This is a genomic window from Microbacterium sp. NPDC055988 (genome assembly GCF_042269505.1).
In the GTDB taxonomy this organism is placed as follows: Bacteria; Actinomycetota; Actinomycetes; order Actinomycetales; family Microbacteriaceae; genus Microbacterium.
Map to the genome: position 1 here is coordinate 1,400,475 of NZ_JBHJXY010000001.1, position 18,391 is coordinate 1,418,865.

The 18,391-nt window shown below is 69.5% G+C and carries 17 protein-coding genes; 7 read left to right on the plus strand and 10 right to left on the minus strand.

Annotation, left to right across the window (positions count from 1 at the left end; genetic code table 11):
- Window positions 1–51: 51 nt before the first annotated feature.
- From ACFC14_RS06845 to ACFC14_RS06855, 3 genes are all read right to left on the minus strand, one after another.
- The gene (locus ACFC14_RS06845) at window positions 52–1,470 is read right to left on the minus strand and encodes a mannitol dehydrogenase family protein (RefSeq protein ID WP_376102130.1); all 1,419 of its coding nucleotides are present in this window, start codon (window positions 1,468–1,470) and stop codon (window positions 52–54) included.
- A 105-nt stretch (window positions 1,471–1,575) separates the two neighbouring features.
- Window positions 1,576–3,222 carry an integrase gene (locus tag ACFC14_RS06850; RefSeq protein ID WP_376102132.1) on the minus strand — a complete coding sequence of 549 codons (1,647 nt, stop codon included), beginning with the start codon at window positions 3,220–3,222 and terminating at the stop codon, window positions 1,576–1,578.
- Window positions 3,223–3,314: 92 nt separating this feature from the next.
- Window positions 3,315–4,436 (minus strand): GntR family transcriptional regulator, encoded by a 1,122-nt coding sequence (locus ACFC14_RS06855; RefSeq protein WP_376102135.1) that lies wholly within the window; start codon window positions 4,434–4,436, stop codon window positions 3,315–3,317.
- A gap of 311 nt (window positions 4,437–4,747) precedes the next feature.
- Between ACFC14_RS06855 and ACFC14_RS06860 the strand changes: the two genes are divergently transcribed.
- The 6 genes from ACFC14_RS06860 to ACFC14_RS06885 all read left to right on the plus strand — a co-directional run bounded on the left by ACFC14_RS06860 (window position 4,748) and on the right by ACFC14_RS06885 (window position 10,625).
- Window positions 4,748–6,406, plus strand: coding sequence for a hypothetical protein (locus ACFC14_RS06860; protein WP_376102138.1), 1,659 nt, complete (start codon window positions 4,748–4,750; stop codon window positions 6,404–6,406).
- A gap of 138 nt (window positions 6,407–6,544) precedes the next feature.
- Window positions 6,545–7,489: a phosphate/phosphite/phosphonate ABC transporter substrate-binding protein gene (phnD, locus tag ACFC14_RS06865; protein ID WP_376102141.1), complete on the plus strand. Its 945-nt coding sequence runs from the start codon at window positions 6,545–6,547 to the stop codon at window positions 7,487–7,489.
- Window positions 7,486–8,397, plus strand: coding sequence for a phosphonate ABC transporter ATP-binding protein (locus ACFC14_RS06870; protein WP_376102144.1), 912 nt, complete (start codon window positions 7,486–7,488; stop codon window positions 8,395–8,397). The genes phnD and ACFC14_RS06870 overlap by 4 nt, the downstream gene beginning before the upstream one ends.
- Window positions 8,381–9,232 (plus strand): phosphonate ABC transporter, permease protein PhnE, encoded by an 852-nt coding sequence (gene phnE / locus ACFC14_RS06875; protein ID WP_376102147.1) that lies wholly within the window; start codon window positions 8,381–8,383, stop codon window positions 9,230–9,232. Before ACFC14_RS06870 ends, phnE begins: the two co-directional genes overlap by 17 nt.
- Complete coding sequence (locus ACFC14_RS06880; RefSeq protein WP_376102150.1) at window positions 9,229–9,996, plus strand: tyrosine-protein phosphatase; 768 nt, start codon at window positions 9,229–9,231, stop codon at window positions 9,994–9,996. Before phnE ends, ACFC14_RS06880 begins: the two co-directional genes overlap by 4 nt.
- The gene (locus ACFC14_RS06885; RefSeq protein WP_376102153.1) at window positions 9,993–10,625 is read left to right on the plus strand and encodes a TetR/AcrR family transcriptional regulator C-terminal ligand-binding domain-containing protein; all 633 of its coding nucleotides are present in this window, start codon (window positions 9,993–9,995) and stop codon (window positions 10,623–10,625) included. The genes ACFC14_RS06880 and ACFC14_RS06885 overlap by 4 nt, the downstream gene beginning before the upstream one ends.
- Here ACFC14_RS06885 and ACFC14_RS06890 read toward each other — a convergent pair.
- The 3 genes from ACFC14_RS06890 to ACFC14_RS06900 all read right to left on the minus strand — a co-directional run bounded on the left by ACFC14_RS06890 (window position 10,612) and on the right by ACFC14_RS06900 (window position 14,252).
- Window positions 10,612–11,049 carry a VOC family protein gene (locus ACFC14_RS06890; protein WP_376102155.1) on the minus strand — a complete coding sequence of 146 codons (438 nt, stop codon included), beginning with the start codon at window positions 11,047–11,049 and terminating at the stop codon, window positions 10,612–10,614. The genes ACFC14_RS06885 and ACFC14_RS06890 overlap by 14 nt on opposite strands.
- Window positions 11,050–11,248: 199 nt before the next feature.
- The gene (locus ACFC14_RS06895) at window positions 11,249–11,593 is read right to left on the minus strand and encodes a TraR/DksA C4-type zinc finger protein (RefSeq protein WP_136041807.1); all 345 of its coding nucleotides are present in this window, start codon (window positions 11,591–11,593) and stop codon (window positions 11,249–11,251) included.
- A gap of 112 nt (window positions 11,594–11,705) precedes the next feature.
- Window positions 11,706–14,252: an MMPL family transporter gene (locus tag ACFC14_RS06900; RefSeq protein WP_376102158.1), complete on the minus strand. Its 2,547-nt coding sequence runs from the start codon at window positions 14,250–14,252 to the stop codon at window positions 11,706–11,708.
- Window positions 14,253–14,321: 69 nt separating this feature from the next.
- Here ACFC14_RS06900 and ACFC14_RS06905 point away from each other — a divergent pair, with 69 nt between their 5' ends.
- A complete protein-coding gene (locus ACFC14_RS06905; RefSeq protein ID WP_376102160.1) occupies window positions 14,322–14,894 on the plus strand; it encodes a TetR/AcrR family transcriptional regulator in 573 nt (190 codons plus the stop codon).
- Between the two features lie 22 nt (window positions 14,895–14,916).
- Here ACFC14_RS06905 and ACFC14_RS06910 read toward each other — a convergent pair whose 3' ends face one another.
- The 4 genes from ACFC14_RS06910 to ACFC14_RS06925 all read right to left on the minus strand — a co-directional run bounded on the left by ACFC14_RS06910 (window position 14,917) and on the right by ACFC14_RS06925 (window position 18,381).
- A complete protein-coding gene (locus ACFC14_RS06910; protein WP_376102163.1) occupies window positions 14,917–15,240 on the minus strand; it encodes a cupin domain-containing protein in 324 nt (107 codons plus the stop codon).
- A 201-nt stretch (window positions 15,241–15,441) separates the two neighbouring features.
- Window positions 15,442–15,597 (minus strand): hypothetical protein, encoded by a 156-nt coding sequence (locus ACFC14_RS06915; protein WP_167381597.1) that lies wholly within the window; start codon window positions 15,595–15,597, stop codon window positions 15,442–15,444.
- Complete coding sequence (gene purL, locus ACFC14_RS06920) at window positions 15,594–17,924, minus strand: phosphoribosylformylglycinamidine synthase subunit PurL (RefSeq protein ID WP_376102165.1); 2,331 nt, start codon at window positions 17,922–17,924, stop codon at window positions 15,594–15,596. The genes ACFC14_RS06915 and purL overlap by 4 nt, the downstream gene beginning before the upstream one ends.
- A 103-nt stretch (window positions 17,925–18,027) precedes the next feature.
- On the minus strand, window positions 18,028–18,381 hold the full coding sequence (locus ACFC14_RS06925; protein ID WP_376102168.1) for a type II toxin-antitoxin system VapC family toxin: 354 nt from the start codon (window positions 18,379–18,381) through the stop codon (window positions 18,028–18,030).
- Window positions 18,382–18,391: the final 10 nt, after the last annotated feature.

Sequence of the window (18,391 nt, forward strand, 5' to 3'; positions counted from 1 at the left end):
ATCGGCGCTCTTCGTGCGTGCGGGGGGGGGGGGGGCGGGGTGCGGCGTGGATCAGCGGGCGCGGTCGGCGAGCATCCCGAGCACGGCGGGGTCGGCGGCGAGATCGGGCGCGAGCAGGTCGAGCAGGGCGCGATGCGGATCCGCATCCGTCGCGCGTGCGGTCAGTTCGTCTGCGGCGACGTCGTCGAGGGGCCGCCCCGCCTCCACCTCGGAGATCACGAACCGCGTCCAGGCCGCGATCGCGGCGAGGCCGGCTTCCCCGGTCTCGCCGTCGGCGCGGACGCGGCGCACCGGCTCGACGATGCGGGCGCGAAGCTTGAGACTCCCGTCTGCGGCGATCTGGCGCAGGCGATGGACGATCGCGGGGTTCGCGAACCTTTCGAGCAGGGCGGCCCGGTAGGCGGGAAGGTCGAGGTCGATGCCGGCGCTGTCGGCGGAGGCATCGAGGCGTCGCTGGGCGAGATCCCACAGGTCATGCACGAGCGCGGCGCACTCCGGATCGGCGATGGCCTCGGCGACGGTCTCGTGTCCGCGCAGGATGCCGTCGGAGGCGAGGAGGGAGTGCGCGCCGTTGAGCATCCAGAGCTTGCGCTGCTCGAACGGTTCGATGTCGTTCACGATCGAGGCCCCGGCATCCTCCCAGCGCGGGCGATCGGCGCGGATGCGTCCGCTCAGGATCCAGCTGTGGAACGGCTCGGTCACCACCAGAGCCTCGTCGCGGATGCCTTCGCGCGCCGCGACCGCATCGATGTCGTCTGCCGTGGTGCGCGGGGTGATGCGGTCGACCGAGGTGCTGACCACGTCGACCTGCGCGTCGATCCAGGCGCCGAGGGCAGGGGAGGTGAGCGAGGCGAGGTCGCCGAGCACGGCCCGGAGCATCGACCCGTTGTCGTCGAGGTTGTCGCACGGGATCAGGGTGATCGTGCCCTCCGGGAGGGCCCGGCGTCGGGCGTCGAGCGCCCAGAGCAGGCGAGCGGGCATCGTGCGCAGCACGCCGTTGTCGATGGCGCCCGGTGCGTCGCGATGGGAGGGAGCGCGATCGGATAGGGCGCCGGCGAGGGAGCAGATGTCGGCGACGATGTCGGGGTCGGTGACGTCGAGGCGCCCGTCCGCTCCGCGTCGATAGCCCTTCTCGGTCACCGTGAGCGTGACGACCGTGACCTCGGGTCGGGCGAGATAGTCGCGCAGCTTCTCGGTGTCGCCGCCGTCGTGTGCGGCCACGATGCTCTGGACGGTCTCGAGGTGGTCGCCGTCGGGGCCGCGCGTGAGCAGTGTGTACACGTCGTCCTGGCGTGCAAGGGTCGTCGCGGCCTCCGGTGAGCGGCCCGTGAAGGCGGCGATGCCCCACTCGCGGTCGGGATCGGCGTGGGCGGTGTACCAGGCCTGGTGTGCGCGATGGAAGGCGCCGAGCCCGAGGTGCACGATGCGGACGGGGGCGCGCGGTAGGGTGCGGCGCGGACTGTGGGGCACGGGAATCCTCGGGTCGATCGTCGAACCCGGGGTCGGGCCTGATTTTCAACCTATGACGTACGGCGCGATCATGCAAGCGGTTGCAGAATCGGGGTGTCGGAAGCTCTACTCGAGAAGATTGTCGACTTCAGGTCCTCCCGGTGTGCCGACCAGAGTGAGACTCAGTTGGGCACGCTCGGCGAGCTGGAGCGCGCTCTCCGAGCGGGCGATGCGCGCGTGTGTGATCCGGTCGAGGCCGGCACCGACAAGTGGAGCGCAGGTTCGAAGCGTCGCACCGCGGGCGAGTGTGTCTGTCGAGCCGCCGTGCATCACGATGTTCCGTTGGCGGTAGAGCCGACGCATCGCGCTGCGCACATGCGCCTCCACATCTTGCAGGGTGTGCCGTTTGGCCGCCATCAGGCGAATCATCCGAGACTCCGCGGCGCGATCTGAGGCGGATCGAAGCGAGAGGGACTGCCCGCCGGCCAGGGCGGCGGCGATGATCGAGCTTCGTTCCTGGTTGGATGACGCTGCGGCCAGCCGAGTGCTGACGGTGTCAGGCGCGGCGGGTGAGTGCTGGTACGACAGCGCGGTGAGATCGGCGCGGGGCCAGGAGCATGCGACGAGCGAGGCCAACCGATCGGCGGCTACGGCGCCGCGTCCGACCTTGGAATCCTCCGGGTCCTGCGAGGACACAAGGAGTGCCTCGACTGCCGCCCACCCCGACGCGATGGCAGGGCCTGGAGAACCGAGATTGAGGACAGAGGCCAGCTCAAGGGCGTCATCGAGGTCCGTTCGGTCGTTAACGTCGTAGAGCCGCGATTCGGCGACGAGCGAAAGGACGAATGCTCCACGACTCGTCCGTTCGAGCTTGAACGGATGGCTCGATCCCGACACCCAGATCGAACCATGTGGCTCGGGGGCTTCTCCGCGGCCGCGCGCCAGTGTCGCACGCGAAGTCAGACGGTCGATGCGTTCGGTCGCGAGCAACGCTGCGGCCAAAGGATCGCGGGCCCGGACCCGATATTCGAAACCGCCGACCTGGCGGACTCCGGACGGGTTGCTGCCGTTGTTCACGAGCCACTCCCGTACGAGGGCGGCAGGACGCCAGGTCGGTTCCAGGGTCGTCAGCGGTGTCTTTGCCCGGGGAACTGAATGGAACGGGACGATGACGCTGTAGTCCTCCTCTGGCTTGGTGGCCAGGTTTGCCGCCGAGACGAGAAGTGCGTCGAGCGTGGACCGGTCTCGGATGTGCTGCTGCGCCCATCTCCGGAGGAAGGGAAGGCTGTAACCCAAGTCCAGAAGGTGTGCGCCGACGGCACGAGCGAATCGCTCGACCGATGGTCGCTTGCCGCTTCGGAGCAGTTCCAGCCAGCGATCGATGTATCCAGTAGTCGCCATCTCCGAAAGCTCCCGGAGTCTGCGGACATGACGGGTGCCATCCTGGAGGGAGCTGCGAAGTGTCTCCGTCAGGTGCCTGCGGAGTGCGGCTTCGCCGAGAGCGGGATCGCGCCCGGCAATACGCTCGGCATCTTTTGCGAGCCAGGTCACTGCGCCGTCGCTGAGCACCTTTCGACTGCGCCATTCCGCTGCTTCGATCACTTCGTCGAGGACGAGGCAGGTCCCCACATCCCACAAGCGCCGTTGCCACGGCGACGTTGCCTGAAAGAAGTCGAGGAGCCGGGCGCCGACCAGGTCCGCATATGGCGACGAACCGAAGGCCTCCAGGGCCGGAACTGTGCTTGCGCCCGAGGCGGCTGCGGCGTTGCTCATGCTCCGATGATGTCGTAAACTACTGACAGGCGTTCAGCGCCGAAAGACTAAAAGTGGAGAACCGCCTTCGGGCCGTACTCCACTTTCTTTCGTTAACCCGCCCCCGCCCCCGCCCCCGCCCTCGCGCTCGCGCTCAGCAGACGTTTCGCCGTGGAGGCCCGCTCCCGCACGACCGGCTGCAGCAGCATCCGTACCGGGGTGCGATCCCCGCCCCGGCCCAGCTGGCGCAGCAGCGTTGCCGCGGCGAGGCGTCCGACCTCGCGCTTCGGCGGCGAGACGGCCGTGAGGGGGAGCGGGGCGTCCGCGGCCTCCTCGTCGTCGAAGGCGACGAGTGCGAGGTCGTCGGGAATCGAGAGTCCCACCCTCCTCAGGTGAGGGAGGAGCGCCGTCGCTTCACGATCGCCGAGGCAGACGACGCCGTCGAGTCCCGCTGCGAGCGCGCGGTGCGCGTAGTCCGCGAGGGCCGCCTCGTCCCACGACTCCCGACGCACCACCGTGGCACGGAGGTCGGCGAGGGTGAGGTCTTCGATCGCGCGATGGTAGCCGCGCACCGCGGCGTCGGCTGTCGCGGTGTCTCGTCGTCCGAGGAATCCGATGCGCCGACGGCCCTGTCGCGCCAGGTGCCGCACGGCCGCGTACCCGCCGGCGACGACATCGGTGCACACTGCCGAGAGCCCGTCGTCCGGTGGGGAATCCACCGGCATCCGCTCCATCAGCACCACCGGGATCGGCAGGGCGCGCAACAGGTCGAGCCGTGCGGAGGGGTCGGTCAGGTGCAGCGTGGGCGTGATCAGCAGACCGTCGCATCCGGCGGCGAGGATCTCTCGGATGCGGCGGATCTCGAGGGCGTCGTCGTATTCGCTCGACACGATGCGCAGGATCGCGCCCGCGGCCTGCACCACGTCCGTGATCCCGTCGACGACCGCGGGGAAGTAGTAGCTGCGCGACGGGACGATCACCCCGATCAGCGGAGTCTTCCCGGCCCAGCGCGCCGAGACATAGGTGCCGGATCCCTGGCGACGGACCACCACTCCGTCGTCGACGAGCATCCCCACCGCCCGCCGCACGGTGTTGATGCCGACCGCGTGCGTCGCCGCCAGGGTCGCCTCCGGAGGCAGGCGCTCGCCCCGGGACCACTCGCCGGCGGCGATGCGGTCGCGGAGCTGCTGCGCCAGACTCACGAACAGCGGCTGGGTGTTCGGAAAAGCTCCCATGTCGCCCTCCTCGGCCCGTGGACGCCCGTGAGACTCTGCAGTGCAACCGTATTCATTCGGGCCCGGTTCGGCAAGGTGTCTGGCGCTCGCGGCGCGTGCTGCGGGGAATCGCGCTTCCCTCGGCCGCATCCGCGTGAAATGGCCGACGCACGTGCGATCGGCCGAGCGGAGTGCAGGGCCGACGCCGCCGCGGCCCTGATTCCTTCCTCCAGTCATTCCCCTTCGCGGACGTTCCGTTGACCGCCGGATGCCCGCGCGACACGGTGGCAGTCACGACGACTCCGCACTCGGCGGAGCGGAAGGAGACACCGATGAGACGCACACGCTGGCTGTCGGCGCTGGTCGCCGCGAGCCTTCTCACCGGAGGGGTGGTCGCCGCCGGCGGCGCCGCCTCTGCGGAGACCGTCACGACCGAGCTCGCGATCACCTCGCCCGTCGACGGCGGGACCGTCAGCGGATCGACGCTCACGGTGGAGGGGACGTTCGCGAACACCTCCGAGCTCGTCCTCGTCGTGGGTGCCCAGGAGGTGATCCCGATCCCGGTCACCGGCACGGCCGGCACGTGGAGCATCGACGTCGACATCGCCGACCGCGACGGGCGACTCGACCTCGCCGTGCGCGCCCTCGACCTCACCACCCTCTACACGACCTGGTCGGAGTTCCTCGCGGTCGAGGTCGACAACCCCGCCGCATCCCGCCCCGTGGTCACGGTCGTCTCGCCGACCGAGGGCGCGTATGCCGGCTCCTCGCTCGACGTCGTCGTCGACGTGGCCTCCGACCGCGCGCTGTCCGCCGTCGAGGTGCGGGTGAACGGCGGCGCCTGGCAGGCTGCCGCGGCGCAGGGCGGATGCGAGTACACAGCATCGTTCCCGGTCTCGGGATCGGAGTTCGCGAGCATCGAGGCCCGCGCGACCGACGTGTCGGGACACACGTCCGAGGCGCCGACCACGTACGTCGCGCTCGGTGGAGCCACCGCCGAGACCCCGGTGGTCTACGACCAGGACCGCGCGATGTGGATCTGGGAGCGTGCCTCGTACGAGGCCGTGTTCGATACGGATGCCCGCGACCGCCTCGGCGCGGTGATGGACGACACCACCACCTTCGGCTCCGACCCGATCCGCACCATCTACCTCGGCGTCGACCGCCAGGCCACGACCGACATGCTGCGCGACTCGCGTGACGAGGTCGCGGCGTTCGTGGAGTGGGCCCGCGCCCGCGGCTACCACGTGCAGGCCACCGTCGCCGGAGGGACGCGTCCGCCGTACCTGGGCGCCCTGGAGCAGTTCGAGCACTTCGCGATCGACGAGTTCGAGAAGGTCCTCGACTACAACCTCGCCGTGCCGGAGTCCGCCCGGTTCGACGGCATCAACGTCGACATCGAGCCGTACATCCTCAGCGACTGGAAGCTGCCCGACAACGGCGGACTCCCGAACCGCTGGCTCGAGATCCTCGATACCCTCATCGATCGCCGCGACGCGTCGGGGCTTCCGGTGCTCGTCGGCCCCGCGATCCCGCGGTGGTTGGACTCCTCGGCCTGCTGCACCTCGATCACCTGGAACGGGCAGACGAAGGCGCTCAGCGACCATATCCAGGACATGACCGACTACATCGCGATCATGGACTACCGGGACACGGCCGACGGCAGCGCGGGAATCATCGCCCAGGCGCAGCACGAGATCGACTACGCGAACCAGATCGGCAAGCCGAACTCGGTCGTGGTCGGCATCGAGACCAAGGACCTCTCCGGCACGGGTGACCCCGAGACGGTGACGTTCTGGGAGGAGGGACGCACCTACCTCGAGGGCGAGCTCGACAAGACGTATGCCTCGTTCCAGGATGACGCCTCGTTCGGCGGCATCGCCATGCACCACTACGACGACCTGCTGATGCTGCCGTCGGCGTGGGACGACACTCCGCCCGTGTACTACCCGGTTCCGGGTGCGGGACCCGGGGGCCCGGCGCTGCCGTAGCATCCGCTCCGCTGCGGGGCAGTCCCTTCGGGGGCTGCCCCGCTTCGGCTGTCCGGCGACACCGTCCGTTCACCCGACGTTCCATTCGGAGTACGGCGGTCTCGTAATTGCCCGTCACCTTCGGGGGTTGGAATACCGATGTTCTCGGAATTCCGAGGACTCTCCTCCCGAAAGGTCATCATGCGCCGCTTCACCCTGCCCGTCGTCGGCCTCCTGGGCGTGGCCGCCCTCGCCCTCACCGGATGCCAGAGCCCGACCGCCGAGGCGGCCCCGGCCGATCCCGACGCCCCCATCACGATCGCCACCCTTCCCGTCGGCGACGATCCCACCGCCGAGAATCCGATCGAGGTGTTCGCCGAGCTGTTCGAAGCCGCGACCGGCCGCGACGTCGAGGTCACCGACGTGCCCGACTACCTCAGCGTCGTCGAGGCGATCCGCGCCGACCACGTCGACATCGGCATCATGAGCGGCTTCCCCTCCGCGCTCGCCGTCAACACCGGAGAGGTCGATGCACTGGTCGCCTTCGAGGGCGACGGCAAGCCGGTCTCGACCTGCGTCGTGCTCGAGGACTCGCCCATCCAGACCGTCGAAGACCTCGAGGGCAAGACCGTGGCGTTCGCCGATCAGGCCTCCAGCTCGGGCTACTTCATGCCCGTGTACATGCTGCACGAGGCCGGGCTCGAGCAGGGCACCGACTACGAGGCCATCTTTGCCGGCGGACACGAGGGCAGCTTCGCCGCGCTGGAGCAGGGGCAGGTGGATGCGGCGTGCACCGCGGTCATGCTCACCGAGCTCGGTGCCCCGATGTTCCCGTTCGCGGACGGCGAGTGGCGCGCGGTGGGCGAGAGCCCGGCGATGGACATCCAGGGTGCCGTGCTCGGTCGTCAGTCGCTGGATGCCGAGACCCGCAAGGTGATCCAGGACGGCATCGCGGAGGTGTTCTCCCCCGAGAACGCCGAGCGTCTGGGCGCATTCGGCGCGTTCGCCGCCTCTCCGCAGACGGCCGACCCCGACGGATCGGACTTCGAGTCCTTCGCCGAGATCGCCGCTGTCGCCGGAGTCGAGCTCAAGGACCTCAAGTGACCGTGCTGATCCACCGCCGAAACGGAGACGAAGCGGCTCCGGGTGGGCGTGTTGCCGACCGACCCGCCGCGCCCGGCACGGATGGTCTGGGTTTCGGCACTGAGGCCCCCGCGGTGCGCACCCCCACCGCCGAGCTGCGCCAGGCGCTCCCCCTCGTGACGGTGCGCGGCCTGCAGGTGGCGTACGACGAGAACACGGTGCTCGACGGCGTCGACCTCGACCTGTTCCCGGGCGAGATGGTGGCTCTGCTCGGGGCCTCCGGTTCCGGCAAGTCGACCCTGATGCGCAGTCTGACCGGGTTCGCGCCGATCTCGGCGGGCACGGTGCGGGTCGCCGGGCACGACGTCACCAACCTCGCCCGGGGCGAGCTGCGCACGCTGCGCTCCGAGGTCGGGCAGGTGTTCCAGCAGTTCAACCTGATCCCGCGGCTCAGCGTCATGACCAACGTGCTCACGGGCGCACTGCACGGCGCGGGGCCGATCAACCTCGCCGGCGGCTTCTCGACCGCGCACCGCCGCCGGGCGCTCGAGCTGCTCGATCGGGTCGGCATCGCGCACAAGGCATCCGCCCCCGCGCGCTCGCTCTCGGGCGGGCAGCAGCAGCGGGTGGCGATCGCCCGGGCACTGATGCAGCAGCCGAAGGTGATCCTGGCCGATGAGCCGGTGGCCTCGCTCGACCCGAAGCTCGCGGGCTCGGTGCTCGAACTGCTGCGCGAGATCGCGACGCAGGACGGCATCCCCGTGCTGGTGAGCCTGCACGTGCTGCCGCTGGCTCTGGCGCACAGCGACCGGATCGCGGGACTCCGGCACGGCGAGATGCTCGTCTCGGGCGTGACCTCGCAGCTGGATGCCGCCACCCTCAGCCCGCTCTACGACGACGAGGAGGACGGCGATGACCACGACCACTGAACCGCGGGCCGACCGCGCCGACCGCGCCGACCGCCCCACGCTCGATCCGGCCGAGCGCGCCCGGCTCGAGAGTGCCTTCCGCGTGCCGCGTGCCCGCTTCCTGATCGGCCTGCCGGTCGCGTTCCTGCTGCTGCTCTGGTCGTTCAACGGCGCCGAGTTCAACTTCGTCAAGCTCGGCGAGGGCGCGGTCAACATGGGCGAGTTCCTCTCGCGTCTGTTCCCGCCCGACTTCTCGAAGATCGGCACCATCCTGGCGCTGCTGCTCGAGACCTTCCAGATGGCCGTCGTCGGCACCGTGCTCGGTGCGGTGCTGTCGCTCATCGTCGCGTTCGGGGCCACATCCACCCTCGCGCCGAAGTGGCTGTACTACCCGACGCGCTGGATCATGAACATCATCCGCTCGGTGCCCGACCTGGTGTTCGCGCTCATGTTCGTCTCGGCCGTCGGGCTCGGACCCTTCGCCGGCATCCTCGCCATGACGCTCGGCTCCATCGGCTCGATCGGCAAGATCTTCGCCGAGGCGATGGAGCAGGTCGACCGCGGACCCGTCGTCGCGATGGAGGCCGTCGGTGCCTCGAAGCGCCAGGTGATCCAGTACGGCATCCTCCCGCAGGCCGCGCCCCTGCTCACCTCGTACACGCTGCTGCTGTTCGAGGGGAACGTGCGCGGTGCGACCATCCTCGGCCTCGTCGGCGCCGGCGGCATCGGCCTCGAGCTGACCACCGCCATGCGCATGTACGACTACGGCCACCTCAGCGCCATCATCATCTGCATCATCGTGCTCGTCACGGTGATCGACCAGGGCAGTGCCCTCATCCGAAGGAGAATCACATGACCATCATCGACACCGACCTCGTCCTCAGCGCACCGGTCAACCTGCGCGACCTCGGCGGCATCGCGATCGACGGCGGCGTGCTCCGCGAAGGGGTCGCCATCCGCACGGACGACCTCGCCTATGTCACCGAGCAGGTCGCGGACGAGCTCGTCGCGGGCGGGCTCACCGCGATCATCGACCTTCGGTCGCCGCTCGAGGTCTCGGTCACCGGCCGTGGACCGCTGGGCGAGCATCCGGTCGCGTACCACCACCTGCCCCTGATCGCGGATGTCGGGGAGTCGATGGACCGCGAGAAGCCCGCCCTCACGCACGAGGCCATGGGCCTGATGTACCGGCGCATGGTCGATGGGGCGGCGCCGCAGCTCGTGATCGCACTCAACGTCATCGCCTACACGCCGGGAGCTGCGGCCTTCCACTGCGCGGCGGGGCGCGACCGCACCGGAGTGCTCGCGGCAATGCTGCTGCTCGCCCTGGGAGCGCACGACGACGACATCGTCACCGACTATGCCCGCACGGGCGACAACATGGTCGCGATCATGGCGCGCACCGCACCCGTGATGGGGGCGATGTGGAAGGCGCTCGGCTTCGACGCCGACGCGCTCGGAAAGACCTCGTCGCTGCTCGAGGGCTCGATGGACGTGTCGATGCGCAGCCTGCTCGACACCCTCCGTGCGCAGCACGGCGACCCGCTGACCCCGCTGCGCGCCGCCGGGCTCTCGGATGCCACGATCGCCCGTTTGCGCGAGCGGGCGCTCGCCGCGTGACGGTTCTGACGGCGGATGCCGGGGCCGCGGTTCGCCGCCGCCCCGGTCGTCCGCGCGACGAAGACCTCGACGGGCAGATCGTCGCGGCGACGCTCGCGATCATCGACGCCGGCGACGAGGTGACGGTGTCGCGCGTGGTCGCCAGCAGCGGGGTGAGCCGGGCGGCCCTGTATCGACGCTGGCCGTCGCTCACGCTGCTGATCGCTGCGGCGCTCGACGTCGGCCGCGAGGTGCCGCCCGAGTACCCGGCGGATGCCGACCTGCACGAGATCCTGCTCGCGGGGCTCGGGCTCGGTGCCGAGGGAGTCGCCCCCTCAGCACCCGGATACTCCGAAGAGCGGTTCCGGCAGCGCATCCGTCTGGTGATGGCCGACCGCGCTCTGCAGAAGACGTATTGGGAGTCGCACGTGTCGCGGCGCCGGGTGCCGTTGCAGAACGCGCTCCGAGTGGGGATGGCGCGGGGCGAGCTGCGGCCCGACCTCGACGTCGAAGCCTGCTTCGACGCGATCGCCGGGGTGGCCTACTACCAGCTCGTGGTTCGCGGCGACCGGGTCAGCGACCCCGCTGTGGTCGAGCGGATGCGGGCCGCGATCGAGGTGATCTGGCGCGGGATGGTCAGCCCTTCGTGAGGTCCTGCGCGAACATCACGAGGATGCCGCTGGGGCCGCGGAGATACGTGAGTTTGTAGACGTCCTGGTAGTTCGCGACGCCGCGCAGCGGGTGGTAGCCGTGCCGGGCGGCGATCGCGAGCGACTCGTCGATGTCGTCGACCGAGAAGGCGATCCGGTGCATGCCGATCTCGTTGGGAAGGGTCGGCTCCGTCTCGATCGCGTCGGGGTGGATGTACTCGAACAGCTCGATCTGGCCGCGCCCGTCGGGTGTCTGCAGGACGGCGATCTTGGCGTGGTTGCCGTCGAGTCCGACCGCGGTCGACGCCCACTCCCCGCTGACCTCGTCGCGACCGAGCACCGTGAGGCCGATGTCGGTGAAGAAGGAGATGGTCGCCTCGAGGTCGCGCACGGCGATCCCGACGTTCTCGAGTGTGATGGGCATGGGAGGGATGCTACTCGCGCGCACCCGCCGTGTCCCCGGGCTTTCCGCACAACTTCGGATCCTGGAACCGACGCGCCGACGTAATGCCCTTCGTGATCGGCGTGTCGCTCGCGATCTCCGAAGTTGTGCGTGCGGGGACGGACGGGCGGGGGAGCCGGGATGGCGCGGAGATGACGGGAGCGGGGACGGGGAGGCGGGGTCAGTGCCCGAGCTTCTCGGCGCAGGCGACGCAGTACTCGGCGAAGGGGCGCGCCTGGAGCCGGCCCGCGGGGATCGGCCGGCCGCAGTTCGCGCAGACGCCGTAGGTGCCGGCATCCACCCGGGCCAGCGCGTCGTCGACCTGGCGGAGCTCGGATGCCGCGGCCTCGGCGAGCCCGGTGAGCCGTGACCACTCCGACGACAGGGTGACGCCCTCGGGGTCGTGCTCGTCGTCGTCGTTCGAGCTCTCACGGTCGTGGGTGAGCTCGTCGAGGGTCGCGGCCGTCGCCTGCACCCTCGCCTCGGCCTGGGCGCGCAGTGCGAGCAGGCGTTCCCGGGCGGTCATGCCCTCACTCTAGGCACGGGCACCGACTCCCGGGCTCGCCCGGCGCATTTTCCCGTCGAGGTCGCAGGATCCACGCGAAAAACTGCGACCTCGGCGCGAATCTGCGGCGCTCTCAGGACGAGTGCCGTGCCGTCGGCACCGAATCGGTGGTCGTCGGAACGGCCACGGCCTTCATGCCGGGGTGATCGCGCTCGAGCGCCGCGCCCTCCATGTCGACGTTGGGCAGGATGCGGTCGAGCCAGCGCGGCAGCCACCAGGCCGAGCGGCCGAGGAGGTGCATGAGCGCGGGCATCAGCAGCATCCGCACCACGAACGCGTCGAGCAGCACACCGAACGCCAGGCCGAACCCGATCGAGCGGATGATGGTCGACTCCGAGAAGATGAACCCGCCGAACACCGACACCATGATGAGGGCGGCGGCGGTCACGACCGAGCGCCCGGCCCGGAAGCCCTGGGCCACGGCATCGCGCGCCGAAGCTCCGTGCACGTACGCCTCGCGCATGCCGGAGGCGAGGAAGAGTTGATAATCCATCGCGAGCCCGAACAGGATGCCGACGAGGATCACCGGCAGGAAGCTCAGGATCGGCCCGGTGCTGTGCAGCCCGATGATCTCGGCGCCCCAGCCGAACTGGAACACGGCGACGATCAGGCCGTACGTCGCGAACAGCGAGAGCACGAAGCCACCGGTGGCGATGAGCGGCACGAGCAGCGAGCGGAACACCACGATCATGATCAGCAGCGAGAGCCCGACCACGACCACGAGATACAGCGGCAGGACTCCGGCCAGGGCCTCGGAGATGTCGATGTTGATCGCGGCCTGACCGGCGACGCCGAGAGCGATCCCGTCGCCGACCGCCGGCATCGACCGCAGGTCCTGCACGAGCTTCTCGGTGGAGGCGCTGTTCGGCCCCTCCTCCGGCAAGACCTGGAACGCGAGGAGGGTGTTGTCGTCGGATGCCGCGATCGGCGCGACGGCCACCACGTCGTCCTGGTCGGCGATGGCCTGGGCGATCGTCACCTGAGTGGCGAGCAGGTCGTCGTCGCTGACCGCGTCGTCGAGGGTCGCGGTGACCAGCAGCGGGCCGTTGGCCCCTTCACCGAACTGCTCGTCGACGGTCTGGAACGCGCGGTAGCTGGTCGAGTCGCTCGGCTCGCTCGATCCGTCGGGCAGGCCGAGTCGCATCGACATGGCGGGGATCGCGATGATCAGCAGCGCGACCACGCTCACGAGCGTCGTGACGACCGCGCGCAGGGTCGACATGCGCTTCACGGGCTTGCCGGCCGCGTGCTCCTGACCGACCGTGGCGCGAGCGCGACGGCTGAGCAGACGGTCGCCGACGAGGCCGAGGATGGCAGGCGCGAGGGTGATCGCGACGAGCACGGCCACCGCGACGCACACAGCGCCGACCGTGCCCATGAGCCCGAGGAACGGCACGCCCGTCACGTTGAGCGCGAGCAGCGCGACGATCACGGTGGTTCCGGCGAACACCACGGCCGTGCCGGAGGTGCCCGTGGCGAGGCCGATCGATTCGCGCACCGGGACGCCGGCGAGCAGTTGCTTGCGGTGCCGGTTGACGATGAAGAGGGAGTAGTCGATGCCGACCGCGAGGCCGAGCATCACACCCAGCACCGGGGTCACCGAGGCCATGTCGACCACGCCCGAGAAGGCGAGGGATGCCGTCACGCCGACACCGACGCCGACGATGGCGGTGACGATGGGGAGGGCCGCGGCGATGAGCGAGCCGAGCATCACGATGAGGACGATCGCGGCGAACACGAGGCCGACCGCTTCGCCGACGCCGAAGATCTCGGGAACGCCCTGCGCGATATCGGTGCCGAAATCCACCTCGGTCCCGTCGACCGGAGCGGAGGCGAAGTGGTCGATCGTGCCCTGCTTGACCTCTTCCGAGAGTTCCAGGCGCGGGTCGACGAACGAGACGTTGACGATGGCGGTCGAGCCGTCTTCGGACACCACGCCGATGCCGTCGGCCAGGTCGAGCAGGGTCGAACCCAGCTCCGCCTGATCGGCGTTCTCCTGCAGGGTGATGCGGGACTGATCGAGCTTCGCGTTCTGGGCTTCGAGTTCGGCGGCCTGGGCGTTCAGTGCCGCGACCTGGGCGTCGAGGGCGGCGAGCTGCTCGGGGCCGGCGCCGGCCTGCTCCGCCTGGGTGCGGGCGGCCGCGAGCTGCGTGAGGCCGGCTTCGATCTGAGCCCTGCCCTCGTCGAGCTGCGTCTGGGCGGCATCCAGCTGTGTGCGGCCGTCGGCGATCTGCTTCTCGCCGTCGGCCAGCTCCTGGGCCCGATCTGCCTGCTGCTGCTGTGCGTCGAACGGATCGATCACGGACGCGACGCCGTCGAGGTCCTCCGCGCCGGCAGCGAGGTCCGAGATCTCCTGCTTCTGCTCGTCGGTGAACGCCGAACCGTCGGTGGTCCGGTAGACGACCGTTCCGGTGCCGCCGGCGGAATCCGGGAGCTTCTCGGCGAGCTCGTCGGTCACCTCGCCCGAGGCGGTGCCGGGGATGTCGAAGCTGTTGCTCAGCGTGCCCCCGAGGGTGAGGAAGGCGCCGACGCCGAGACCGAGGATCAGAATCCACGACACGATCACCGTCCACGCCTTGCGCGCAGCGAACGAACCCAGACGGTACAGCAGTGATGCCACAGTGGTCTCCTTCAGACTCGAAGATCATACGGTACGTCTCGTCTAGCGATCTGTGGCTATCCTGAACGCATGGTGAACGAGCATCGGAGCGGGCCTGTGCGCAGCACTGCGGCGCGCGAGGCGATCCTCGATGCGACCTCTCGGCTTTTCCACGCGCAGGGGTACGACCGGCTCACGATCGAGGGCATCGCCAAGGAAGCCGGCGTCGGAAAGCAGACCATCTACCGCTGGTGGCCCTCGCGCGGTGCACTGATCGCCGATTGCCTCGTGGATGGCCGTCTCATTCCTGTGGACTTCGTCGTGCCCGACACCGGCGACCTGCTCGCCGACGTCGAGAGCTGGCTGCGTTCGGTGCTGTCGATCCTGGAGGCGCCCCAGGGTGATGCGCTGCTGCGGTCGCTCGTCGCCGCAGCCGCCGATGACGCCGATGTCGGAGTGCATCTCAGCGAGAGTCTCGGAGTCGAGCAGCATCTGTCGGAGCGCCTGCGCGGCGGCATCCGAGACGGGCAGCTGCCGGCCGATGCGCCGGTCGCCCAGATCGGGAGGGCCATCCTCGGGGCGATCATCGTGGAGTCCCTCGGCCGTGAAGCACGGGACTCCGGGGCGGTCGTCGAGCTGGTCGGGTACCTCCTCCGCCGCTGAGCGCCGGCAGTGGATGTCGTGTCTACGCCAGCCACTCCGTGACGAATCGGTCGTTCGCATGGATGTGCGTCGCCTCGTACGTGCCGCCGTCGAGCACCTCGAAACGGTGGGAGACGAGTGCGGGGACGACGAGGATCTGACCGCCGACGCCGACGACCTGCTCGTCGCCGACCGTGAACAGCGCGCGGCCGTGATGGATGACGAACGTCTCGGCATAAGGATGCCGGTGCAGGCGCGGTCCTCGACCGGGAGTCGTGATGAACTCGCGCATGACGCTCACGGGTGAGCCGAGCAGGTATCCCTCGATGTCTTCATCCCGGGCCACGTCTCTGGGCTGGATGGTCATGGTGCCTCCGTTCCCGCCCGAGGGTACGCGCGCGGTGCGACGGCGTCGAGAGCCAGGACTGATCCCGCGGAGAAAAGCGCCTGCCGCGGCCTTCTCGGCGCGAAGAGGCCGCGGGAACTGCATTTTGCCGACGGAGGCGACGCGCCTCGCCCGTGCGACTCCAGCCGCGCCGTCCTCGGCCAACTACGCCCGCCGCGGCGCTCAGCCCAGGATGAGCGTGATCACGGTCGCGCCGCCACCGCCGAGGATGAGCGCGATGATCACGGTCCAGGCGACGATGCGGATGCGCCGGTTGCGCTTCTCGCCGAGGTCGCCGTAGTCCTCCTCGTTCGGGTTCTGCCGGCTCACGTCGCTCATGCGCTGACCTCCGTGACCGTCGGGCCGAAGTACGAGGGGAGCGTGGCCTGCGAGCGCTCGCGCAGTTCGGCGATCGAGACGGTGAAGACGTCCTGCACCTCGAGCTTCGCGCCCTCGGTGTCGGTCACGCCGATGCGCATCACCGGGTAGTCGCGTCCCTCGCACAGGCCGCGGAACTTCACGTCGTCCTCACGCGGCACAGTCACGATCACGCGGCCGGTCGACTCGGAGAACAGGGCGGATGCGGCATCCACTCCGTTGCTCTCGATGATCTCGTTCAGCCAGACGCGCGCGCCGACACCGAAGCGCATGACACCCTCGGCGAGAGCCTGCGCGAGGCCGCCTTCGGAGACGTCGTGCGCCGACGAGATGAGCCACTCGTCACGGGCGGCGGAGAGCAGACCCGCGAGGCGCTTCTCGCCGGCGAGATCGACCTTGGGCGGCAGTCCGCCGAGGTGGTGGTGCACGACGTCGGCCCAGGCCGAACCCGAGAGCTCGGTCGAGGTGGTGCCGAGCAGGTAGATGTTCTGACCCTCGTCCTGCCATCCGGAGGGGATGCGGCGCGAGACGTCGTCGATGATGCCGAGCACGCCGACCAGCGGGGTCGGGTGGATCGGTACGTCGCCGGTCTGGTTGTAGAACGAGACGTTGCCGCCGGTGACCGGGGTGCCGAGCTCGTAGCAGCCGTCGGCCAGGCCGTCGACCGTCTGACCGAACTGCCACATGACCTCGGGGTTCTCGGGAGAACCGAAGTTCAGGCAGTCGGTGATGGCCGTGGGCACGGCGCCGGTGACGGCGACGTTGCGGTATGCCTCGGCCAGGGCGAGCTGCGCACCCGCGTACGGGTCGAGCTGGCAGTACCGGCCGTTGGCGTCGGTCGAGATCGCGAAGCCGAGACCCGACTCCTCGTCGACGCGGATCATGCCGGCATCGTCGGGGAAGCTCAGGGCCGTGTTGCCGAGCACGTAGTAGTCGTACTGGTTGGTGATCCAGCTCGTGTCGGCCAGGTTCGGGGAGGCGACGAGGGCGAGGAACTGCTCGCGCAGCGTTTCCGGGTCGTTCGCGCGGGGCAGGTTCTCGGCGGCATCCGCCTGCAGCGCGTCGATCCAGGTCGGGTAGGCGACCGGACGGTCGTAGACGGGGCCGTCGACCGCGACGGTCGAGGGGTCGACGTCGACGATGCGCTCGCCCTGCCAGTCGATGATGAGGCGCCCGTCGCCGGTGACCTCGCCGAGCACGGAGGTCTCGACCTCCCACTTGTTCACGACCTCGAGGAAGGCGTCGAGCTTCTCGGGCGCGACGATCGCCATCATGCGCTCCTGCGACTCCGACATGAGGATCTCCTCGGCCGTGAGCGTGGGGTCGCGCAGCAGCACGTTGTCGAGCGAGACCTTCATGCCGCTGTTGCCGTTGGCCGCGAGTTCGCTGGTCGCGCACGATATGCCGGCGGCACCCAGGTCCTGGATCGCCTCGACGAGCTCGCCGCGGTACAGCTCGAGGCAGCACTCGATGAGCACCTTCTCGGCGAACGGGTCACCCACCTGCACGGCGGGGCGCTTGGTCGGGCCGGTCGAGTCGAAGGAGTCGGAGGCCAGGATGCTGGCGCCGCCGATGCCGTCGCCACCCGTGCGCGCACCGAAGAGGACGACCTTGTTGCCGACGCCGGTCGCGTTGGCGAGCTTGAGGTCTTCGTGGCGCAGCACGCCCACCGCGAGCGCGTTCACGAGCGGGTTGGCTTGGTAGACCGAGTCGAAGACCGTCTCGCCACCGATGTTCGGCAGGCCCAGGCAGTTGCCGTAGAAGCTGATGCCGCTGGTCACGCCGTGCACGACGCGGGCGGTGTCGGGGTGGTCGACCGCACCGAAGCGCAGGGCGTCCATGACCGCGACCGGGCGAGCGCCCATCGAGATGATGTCGCGGACGATGCCGCCGACGCCGGTCGCCGCGCCCTGGAAGGGCTCGATGAAGGACGGGTGGTTGTGCGACTCGGCCTTGAAGGTGACGGCCCAGCCCTCGCCGACGTCGACGACGCCCGCGTTCTGGCCCATGCCCACCATGAGGCGTTCCTTCATCTCGTCGGAGACCTTCTGGCCGAAGCGGCGCAGGTAGTTCTTCGACGACTTGTACGAGCAGTGCTCCGACCACATGACGGAGTACATCGCCAGCTCGCCCGACGTGGGGCGGCGGCCGAGGATCTCCTTGATGCGCTCGTACTCGTCGGGCTTGAGTCCGAGGGCCGCGTACGGCTGCTCCTTCTCGGGCGTCGCGATCGCGTTCTCGACGGAGTCGGGGACGTGCTGGTGGGAAGGTGCAGGGGCGGTGGTCACGCGCACTCCAAAGGAAGGGGCCGGCGGGGCATGCTCAGTCTACCGGCGCGGGTGAGGCGGCTCTCCCGCGAGGCCTTCCGTTCGGAGGGCGACCGCGCTGCGCTCACGAGAGGTCAGCGAGAGGCAGCCCATGCGCGCGTGCCGCCGCCGCGAGTTCGTTGTCATAGGTGAGAACTGACGTGACCACGTCGCTCAGTTCGATCGCCGTTGCCAGGTGCAGGGCATCGAGAGTGCGCAGGCCGCTGCGGAGGCGGATGGCGCGGGCCATCGTGTCATCGTCGAGGGAGACGAGCGCGACTCGATCGAGCAGGTCATCAGCGCTCCCGTGATCGAGGGAACGTCGATCTGCCACGGCGTGCAGCTCGACGGCGAGGAGGCGGGAGGCGACGAATTCCGCTCCGGCGCCGAAGGCAGCGACGATCGCCGAGGTCTCTGCTTCATGGACGAGTGCCTTCACCGCGCCGAGG

Coding starts and splice junctions, on each gene's coding strand:
- ACFC14_RS06860 (WP_376102138.1), top strand. CDS start 4,748: ATGAGACGCACACGCTGGCTGTCGGCGCTGGTCGCCGCGAGCCTTCTC.
- phnE (WP_376102147.1), top strand. CDS start 8,381: ATGACCACGACCACTGAACCGCGGGCCGACCGCGCCGACCGCGCCGAC.
- ACFC14_RS06910 (WP_376102163.1), bottom strand. CDS start 15,240: ATGACCATCCAGCCCAGAGACGTGGCCCGGGATGAAGACATCGAGGGA.
- ACFC14_RS06880 (WP_376102150.1), top strand. CDS start 9,229: ATGACCATCATCGACACCGACCTCGTCCTCAGCGCACCGGTCAACCTG.
- ACFC14_RS06855 (WP_376102135.1), bottom strand. CDS start 4,436: ATGGGAGCTTTTCCGAACACCCAGCCGCTGTTCGTGAGTCTGGCGCAG.
- ACFC14_RS06915 (WP_167381597.1), bottom strand. CDS start 15,597: ATGAGCGACGTGAGCCGGCAGAACCCGAACGAGGAGGACTACGGCGAC.
- phnD (WP_376102141.1), top strand. CDS start 6,545: ATGTTCTCGGAATTCCGAGGACTCTCCTCCCGAAAGGTCATCATGCGC.
- ACFC14_RS06895 (WP_136041807.1), bottom strand. CDS start 11,593: ATGACCGCCCGGGAACGCCTGCTCGCACTGCGCGCCCAGGCCGAGGCG.
- ACFC14_RS06850 (WP_376102132.1), bottom strand. CDS start 3,222: ATGAGCAACGCCGCAGCCGCCTCGGGCGCAAGCACAGTTCCGGCCCTG.
- ACFC14_RS06905 (WP_376102160.1), top strand. CDS start 14,322: ATGGTGAACGAGCATCGGAGCGGGCCTGTGCGCAGCACTGCGGCGCGC.
- ACFC14_RS06890 (WP_376102155.1), bottom strand. CDS start 11,049: ATGCCCATCACACTCGAGAACGTCGGGATCGCCGTGCGCGACCTCGAG.